Annotated in this window: 2 protein-coding genes; both read right to left on the bottom strand. The window is 73.0% G+C overall.

Going from position 1 to position 8,806, the window contains the following annotated elements; all coding sequences use genetic code 11:
- A partial coding sequence (locus tag VFZ20_RS05185; RefSeq protein WP_329682771.1) for a polyketide synthase occupies nucleotides 1-550 on the bottom strand: 550 nt, incomplete at its 3' end.
- A gap of 845 nt (nucleotides 551-1,395) precedes the next feature.
- On the bottom strand, nucleotides 1,396-8,796 hold the full coding sequence (locus VFZ20_RS05180; protein WP_329682772.1) for a non-ribosomal peptide synthetase: 7,401 nt from the start codon (nucleotides 8,794-8,796) through the stop codon (nucleotides 1,396-1,398).
- Between the last annotated feature and the right edge of the window lie 10 nt (nucleotides 8,797-8,806).

Raw genomic sequence — 8,806 nt, 5'->3', positions numbered from 1 at the left:
ACGTGCTGCATGCCGTGCCCACCGTGAAGCTGGGGCCGCGCAGGTTGAGCTTGTACGAGGCCAGCGTGGCCAGGAAGTTGGAATCGCTGCGGATGCGGTTGGTCAGGAAGTCCACGTCGCGCCCGCCGCCGGCGGCCACGTTCTGCAGCAGGTACGCGTTCATGTTGCACCCCGCGAACACGCCGATCAGGCCGGGATGGCTGAACGGGTCGCAGCCGGCGTGCTCCAGGGCGGCCCAGGCCTGCTCCAGGAACAGCCGGTGCTGCGGGTCGGTGAGCTCGGCGTCGCGCGGCGTGAACTCGAAGAACTCCGCGTCGAAGCGGTCGGCGTCTTCCACGGCGCCAAAGGCGGGGACGTAGTCCGCGCTGTTGAGGACAGCCTCGGGCACGCCCGCGGCGCGAAGCTCGTCGGGCGTGTAGCGCCGGATGGATTCCACGCCGTCGCGCAGGTTGCGCCAGAAGGCGTCCACGTTCTCCGCGCCGGGAAAGCGGCACGCCATGCCGACGATGGCGATGCGCTCGGGACCTTCGTTGCCGCCGTTGCTGCTCATGTGCTCCCGCCGTTGCTGCTGATGGACTGCGCTGATGGACTGCGGACGACTCGGACTTCGGACGACCCGGACTGCGACGATCCGGATTTCGGACGATTCGGATTCGGCCCGCTGACGGATTTTCTGCGTGGAGGCGGGCTCCGAGCGGCGCCCCCTCCGCTCGCCCAGGCTCGCACCTCCCCCCAAAACCCCTGGGGGAGGTTGAACTGATGTTCCTCCGTGGGAGCGGGGCTCCTGCCGCACGCGGAGAGGCCCCCTCCCCCCGCCCCCTGCCCCCGCTGCGCGGGGGAGGGGGAGAACTGCACATCGAACCCCGCCTGATTTCCTGAGGGAGGCGCCGCGCGATCCCCGTCGCGCACCGCTCCCCGGCGCCGACCGAAGGATCTTGCGTCCCGTGCTCGGCGCCGACACCGCGACGGGACCGGACCGCCGGCATCCGTCGCGATGCACAGCGCCGGATCAAGCAGGCGAGATCCTTCGGGGCCACGGGCATCCAACGCGGTCGGGTGCCGTGAGGGCCCCTCAGGAAAACAAGGCGCCATCTGTCTGCATCGGCGACGCACTGAATCGCGCCGGCGCGGACCGCGCGCATCCCACGGCACTCACCCGGGACGGACCCGTCGGCGAAGGCCGACATCACGTATCCGGTGCCGCGATTTCAATCGCCGGGTCTGGGAGGCCGTCGATCCGCCTCGATCCGTCCCCGCCTCAACCCTCCCCCAGCCGTTTGGGGGGAGGGTGGGCGAGTTCTATGAGCCCGGGTGGGGGCGGGTTGGGGGCCGGCCCTCCCGCGCCGAACTCCCACCCTCGATCCCTCCCCTTCCCCTTCCCGCGCGAGAGCTCCCTTACCGCCCCGGACGCCCCGGCCGGCCGCGCTGGCGCGCCTCCTGGGCCTGGCGCTGGCGGCTGGCGCGGTCCTGCGCCTCGTTGCGGCGCTTGCTGCCGTCCTCCGCGTCGCGGGCCAGGTACTCGGCCAGCCCCGCCACCGTGGGATAGCGGAACAGGTCCACCACCGTCACGGGCCGGTCAATGCGCTCGCCCAGCAGGCGGTGCACGCTCGCCAGCTTGACCGACGTGCCGCCCAGCTCGAAGAAGTTGTCGCGGATGCCCACCCGCTCCACGCCCAGCACCTCGCGCCACACCTCGCTGATGATCCCCTCCAGGTCGTTCGTCGGCGGCACGTACTCCACCTCCACCGCGCGAACGGGCGTGGTGTCCGGCAGCGCCTTGCGGTCCACCTTGCCGTTGGGCGTGAGCGGAAGCGCGTCCAGCGTCACGAACAGCGACGGCACCATGTAGTCCGGCAGCCGCTCGCCCACCCAGCGCCGCAGCTCCGCGGGCCCGGGCATCTCCGCCGGCACCGCGGCCTCGCGGCGCAGGGGCGCGCCGTCGCCGGGGCGCTTGGCGTAGAGCATGTACACGTGCTCGCCGCCGTCCTCCGGCGCGCCCTCGTGGATGGTGACGTACCGGTCCGTGACGTACTCGTAGCCGTGGCGGTCCAGGAGCGCGCTGATCTTTTCCAGCAGCTCCTCGGTATCCACCTCCATCGACAGCTGGCGGATGAGGGGCCAGTGCTCCTCGTCGATGCCCATCAGCACGTCGTACTCGCTCTTCTCCACGTCCACCTTGAGAAGGTCGATGCGGTCGATGCCCTCCTCGCGGATGACGCTGCTGAGCGTGCGCAGCCGGCACTCGAACTCCACGGCCTGGAACCGCTCGTCCAGGAAGGCGTCCACCTCGGCCTGGGTGACGGTGCCCACGCCCGCGGCCGCGGCGCCGTCGTTCATCCAGTTCTCGATGATGCTGCGGGTGATGCCGCGGTCCCGCTCCAGGTCCGCGTAGCGCCCGCTCAGGCCGGACGACTGCGGGTAGTGGACGAACGTCGCCGTGCCCTCCTCGTGCGCCACGCCCGTGTTGTAGACCTTGGCATTCGCGCCGCCCGTGAGCGCCGCGTTGGCCTGGAGCCGCGCGAAGGTGTCGGGGATGGGCTCAAAGCTCCACGTCCGCACGTCGCGGGCGGCGCTGTGGGCGAACATGGTGAACATGCCGATGTTGGACCCCACGTCCATCACCCGCGCGCCGTCCTCCAGCGTGAGCCCGTGGCGCAGGTAGACGAGATCCTCGAAGATCTCCGTGAACAGCTCGCGCGTGGTGCTGTCCTGCTGGCTGGCCACCACGGCGCCGTCCGGCAGGGTGTAGCGGGGAAGGTCGGCCAGGATCCCGTCGCGCTGGGCGTCCGTCAGCGGCTGCCGGCGGACGGGCGGGACGGCGATCTTCTCCGCGGACGCGGCCGGGGTGACGTAGGCGACGAGGCGGTGCTCGCCGCTGCCGTCCGCGCGGGCCACGACGACGGACTCGCGGATGGCGGGATGCGCCAGGAGCGCCGTCTCGATCTCGCCCGGCTCGATGCGGTGGCCCCGCACCTTGACCTGCTGGTCGATGCGGCCCATGAACTCCAGCACGCCGTCGTCGCGGCGCCGGGCCAGGTCGCCCGTGCGGTACAGGCGCGCGCCCGCCTCGGTCCCGAACGGATCGGGGACAAAGCGCTCGGCCGTGAGCGACGGGCGGCCCAGGTAGCCCCGCACGACACCCTGCCCGCCGATGAGCAGTTCGCCGGCGACGCCGGCCGGCACGGGCTGCATCAATCCGTCGACGACGTAGACCTGCGTGTTGGCCACGGGCCGGCCGATGGGCACGGGGCCCGTGCCGGCGTCCACCTCGTGCACGGCGGACCACACGGTGGTCTCCGTGGGCCCGTACATGTTCAGCAGGCGCGCCTCGGACGTCTCGCGCAGCTGCGCGGCCAGGGGCGACGGCAGGGCCTCGCCGCCCACGAGGATGCACCGCAGCCCCTGCAGCGCCGTGCGCGCATCCGGGTCGGACGCCAGGACGCCGGCCATGGACGGTGTGCACTGCAGGTGGGTGACGCCGTGGGCGCGGATACGCTCCGCCACCGTGGCGCCATCGGGACGATGATCCGCCGGGACCTCGCCGCTGCGCCGAAGGACGCCGGCCAGGGCGTCGAAGCCCTCGATCACCTGGTCCTCGTCCACGCCGAAGTCCGCCAGGCAGGCGATCTCGTCCACGCCGATGGCGCGGAGCTTACCCACCATCTCCACGCACTGGTCGGGCGTGCCCATGAGCCCGCTGGTGCCGTAGTAGCGCTCGAAGGCGTAGTCCAGCATGGACTCCACGTCCTCGGGCGACAGGTTCTTTGGATCGTACCCCGCGCCCGACGCCAGCTGCAGCACCAGGTCGAACGAGCTGCGCAGGTACTCGCGGAAGGGCCCGCGCACCCGCTCGCGGACCAGCTCCGCGTCCTCGTGCACGTAGGTGTGCAGCATGAGGGCGACGCGGCCCGTGGCGGGGTCCAGCCCCGCCTCGCGGCGCGCCTCGCGGTAGTCGCGGATGCGCGCCTCCAGGTCCTGCAGGCTCTGCCCCAGCAGGTGGGTGAGCAGGTGCGCGCCGCTCCGGCCCGCCCGGCGGAAGGTGTCCGGGCTGCCGGCCGCCGTGATCCACACGGGCAGCTCCGGCTGCACCGGGCGTGGCAGCGTGCCGACCTCGATCGCCACGCCCTTGCCGTTCACGCGGCGCACCTTCTCACCGCGCCACAGGGCCCGCACCTCGTCCATCCCGCTGAACATCACCTCCTTGCGGGTCTCGAAGGCGTCCGGCTTGAGGACGAAGTCGTTGGCGTGCCAGCCGCTGGCGAACGAAACCTCCACGCGGCCGCCGGACAGGTTGTCCACCACGGACCACTCCTCGGCCACGCGGAGGGTGTCCTGCAGGGGGAGCACGACGCTGCCCGCGCGGATCTTCACGTTCCGCGTCACGGCGGCGACGGCCGCGCCCGTCACGGCGGGATTGGGATACAGTCCGCCGAAGTCGTGGAAGTGCCGCTCCGGCGTCCACACGGCGTGGAAGCCGTGGGCATCCGCGTAGCGGGCACCCTCCATCAGCAGGCGGTACTTGTCGGCCGTCCGCGCGCTCTCGCTGCTGGAGAAGAAGAAGAGCGAGAAATCCATCGTCCGCGCGGCCGGTACGACATCGGCCGCGGCGCGGGGGCGGTCGCCGTGGAGCACCACGCGCGAGCCGCGGGTGAGCGTCCACAGGATCTCCAGGACGGAGATGTCGAACGAGATGCTCGTCACGGCCAGCCACGTCGCCGGCTCGGCGCCCACCTTTGCATCCATCGCCGCGAAGAAGTTGGCCGCGTTGCGATGCTGCACGACGACGCCCTTGGGCCGGCCCGTGGATCCGGAGGTGTAGATGACGTACGCCGCGTTCCCGGCGTTCGCCGTCGGGGCCGGGTCACGGTCCGCCGGCAGGGCGACGGACGCGGGGCTCGCCGTCGGCACGTCCACGGGAAAGCGCGCGGCCAGGTCCGCGTCGGCCAGGATCAGCGCCAGGCCGGCGTCCGTGGCCATGAAGCGCACGCGCTCGGCCGGATACGCCGGGTCCAGCGGCACGTAGGCGCCGCCGGCCTTGAGCACGCCCAGCATGGCCACCACCATCTGCGCGGAGCGCTCCAGCAGCAGCCCCACGCGCGACTCCGGCCCGATGCCGCGGGCCCGCAGGCCGTGGGCAAGGCGGTTGGCGCGGCGGTTGAGCTCCGCGTACGTCAGGGTCTCGTCGTCCGCCACGAGGGCGAGCGCGTCGGGCGTGCGGGCCGCCTGCGCCGCGAACCGCGCGGGGATCGTCTCGTCCGCGAACGGCGCGTCCGTGCGGTTGCACGCGGCCAGCACGCGCTCCCGGTCCGCGTCGTCCAGCATCTCCGCCAGCCCGACGGCCTGGTCCGGCGCGGCGACGAGGGAGTGGAGCAGGCGCGTGTAGTGGCGCATCCACCGCTCCACGGTGGCGCGGTCGTACAGGTCCGTGTCGAACTCCACGAGCGCGTCCAGCCCGCCGTCCGCCTCCTCGTTGAGGTAGATGCTCAGGTCGTAGCGCGACGTGCGGGCGGCGCCGTCGAGCGGGCGGGCCTCCAGCCCCGGCAGGGTGAACGCGGCCGCCGGCGTGTTCTGGAGGGCGAACAGCACCTGCACCAGCGCGTTGCGGCTGGCCTCGCGGGCCACCCCCGCCGTCTCGATCACCTGGTCGAACGAGACGTCGGCGTTGGCGAACACGTCCAGCGTCGTGGCGCGGACGCGGGCCAGCGCCTGGCGAAAGCTCGCCGCCGCGTCCGTCCGCAGCCGCAGGGGGACCACGTTGATGAAGCAGCCGATGAGCGGCTCCAGCGCGGGGTGGTCGCGCCCCGCCACGGGCGAGCCCACGACGACGTCGTCCTGCCCCGTGTAGCGGCGCAGCCACGCGCCGAACCCCGCCAGCAGCACCATGTACAGCGAGCACGCCTCGTCCCGGGCCACGGCGCGCAGGCCGTCGGCCAGGGGCGCGTCCAGGCGCACGTGGAAGGTCTCGCCGCGAAAGCGCTGCACGGGCGGGCGCGGACGGTCCGCCGGCAGCTCCGTGGCCGCCGGCGCCCCGGCCAGCGCGCCCTTCCAGAACGCCAGCTGCCGGGCGATGGAGCCGTCCTCGGCGCGGGCGCGCTGCCAGGCGGCGTAGTCGCCGTACTGGATGGCGAGCGGCGCGAGGGCCGCCGCCGTCCCGTTCCGCGCGGCCGCGTAGTGCGCGCGCAGCTCGTCCGTGAACAGGGCGATGCTCCAGCCGTCGCTGGCGATGTGGTGCATGCTGGCCAGCAGCACGTGCTCGCGGTCGTCCAGCCGCAGCAGCGTGGCACGCACCATCGGCGCCTGGCCCAGGTCAAACGGGCGCGCGGCGTCTTCTTCCGCGTGCTTTTGGACCCGCGCCTCGCGGCCCACGGGCGGAAACGGCGACAGGTCGATGACGGGCAGCTCGAACGGCGTGGCCGGCTCCACGATCTGCACGGGCTCGCCGTTCACCTCGGCGTAGCGCGTCCGCAGGGCCTCGTGCCGGGCGACGATCATCTCTAGCGCGCGCCGCAGGGCGTGCGCGTCCAGCTCGCCCGTCAGCCGGAGGCCGAAGCTGAGGTTGTAGCTCTCCGGCGCGCCCTGCAGCTGGTACGCCCACCACATCCGCCGCTGCGCGAACGAGAGCGGCAGCGGCTGAGAACGATCCACGGGGACCAGCGGCGTGTCCGCGGACGGCGCGTCCGCCCGCAGCGCCTCGATGCGCGACGCGAGCCCTTCCACCGTGGGCGCCTCGAACAGCGCGCGCACGGGCAGCTCCACGCCGAACGCCTGCCGCACGCGCGACGTCACCCGCGTGGCCAGCAGCGAGTGGCCGCCCAAGGCAAAGAAGTCGTCGTTGGCGCCCACGCCATCCACCTTGAGCACCTCGCCGTAGATCCCGGCCAGCACCTGCTCGGCCGGGGTGCGCGGGGCGATGCGGGCCTCCGCGTCCACCGACGCGTCCGGCGCGGGAAGGGCGCGGCGGGCCACCTTGCCGCTGGGCGTGAGCGGGAACGCGTCCAGCACGACGAACGCGCCGGGCACCATGTACTCGGGGAGCATCGCCTTGAGGTGCGCCCGTAGCTCCGACGGGGACACGTTCGCGCTAACGGCGGGGACGACGTAGCCCACCAGGCGCCGGTCGCCCGGCGCGTCCTCGCGGACGATGACGGCCGCCTTCTGCACGGCGGCGTGCGTCTCCAGCGCCGCCTCGATCTCGCCGGGCTCGATGCGGAAGCCGCGCACCTTGACCTGGTCGTCCACGCGGCCCAGGAACTCCAGCGTGCCGTCCGCCAGCCACCGCGCGCGGTCGCCCGTGCGGTAGGCACGCGCGCCGGCGACGAACGGATCGGGGACAAAGCGCTCGGCCGTGAGCGCGGGCCGGTGCAGGTAGCCGCGGGCCAGGCAGGTGCCCGCCAGGAAGAGCTCGCCGGGCACGCCGACCGGGGTCGGCTCGCCGTTGCCGTCCAGCACGTAGCAGCGCGAATTGGCCACGGGTCCGCCGATCCCCGGCAGCAGCGGCCACGCCGCGGGCTCGCCCGCCAGCGTGAGCGCCGTCACCACGTGCGTCTCCGACGGGCCGTACTGGTTGCTGAGCTCCGCGCCCGTGAGCTCGAACAGGCGGCGGATGCTGGGCGTCACGCGCAGCTGCTCGCCGGCCGTCTGCACCTCGCGCAGGCGGGAGGGCACGGTGCCGCGCTCCTGCGCCACGTCGGCCAGGTGCTGCAGGGCCACGTAGGGCAGGAACAGCCGCTGGACGCCGTCGTTCTCCAGTCGGTGCAGGATGGCGGCAAAGTCGCGCCGCTCGTCTTCATCCACGAGGACCAGGTTCCCGCCGCCGGTCCAGCAGCTGAAGATCTCCTGGAACGACACGTCGAACGACAGCGTGGTGAACTGCAACGTCGTCGCGGCGTCGGGGTGGCGCCATTCGCGCTGCTGCCAGGCGAGCAGGTTCACCAGCGGGCGGTGCGTCATGGCCACGCCCTTGGGCCGGCCCGTCGATCCGCTCGTGTAGATGACGTACGCCAGCCCGTCCGGCTGCGCGCCCCCGTCGAACGCCTCGGCGGACTCGGCCGCGATGACCTCCGCGTCCGCGTCCACGCGGACGACGACGGCCTCCGTGGCGGAAAGCGATTCGGCGATGCGCGTCTGGGTGAGCAGGACGGGCGCGGCGGAATCGGCCAGCATGTAGGCGATGCGGTCCGCCGGGTACGCCGGGTCCACGGGGACGTACGCGGCGCCCGCCTTGAGCACGGCCAGGACGGCGACCATCATCTCCGGCCCCCGCTCCAGGCAGATGCCGACGGCGCTGTCCGCGCGGACGCCGCGGGCGCGGATGTACCGCGCCAGGCGGTTGGCCCGCGCGTCCAGCTGCGCGTACGTCAGCGCGCCGCCCGGCCAGGAGACGGCGGGCGCGTCCGGCGTCCGCTCCACCGTGGCCGCGAACAGGTCGTGCACGCGGGCATCGGCCGGGTACTCGGCGTGGGTGGCGTTGTATCCGTCCACCACCTGCCGGCGCTCGGCGTCGCCCAGCAGGGGCAGGGCGCTCACGCGGGCGTCCGGCGCGTCGGCAATGCCGCGCAGCAGCTGGCAGAAGTGCTCGGCCATGCGCTCGATGGTGCCCGCGTCGAACAGGTCCGTGGCGTACTCGATGCGCGCCGCCAGCCCGTCGTCGCCCTTCTCCACCCCCAGCGTGAGGTCAAAGAGCGACGTCCGCGCGTCCGCCGTCACGGGCGCCAGCCGCAGCCCCGGCAGCTCCAATGCGGCCAGGGGCGACTCGTCCAGCAGGAACATCACCTGGAACACCTGGTTGCGGCTCAGGCTGCGCTCC

It is taken from the genome of Longimicrobium sp. (genome assembly GCF_036280135.1).
Taxonomy (GTDB): Bacteria; Gemmatimonadota; Gemmatimonadetes; order Longimicrobiales; family Longimicrobiaceae; genus Longimicrobium.
Note: the sequence above shows the minus strand (reverse complement) of the source record. Positions and strands in the feature narration are given on the sequence as shown.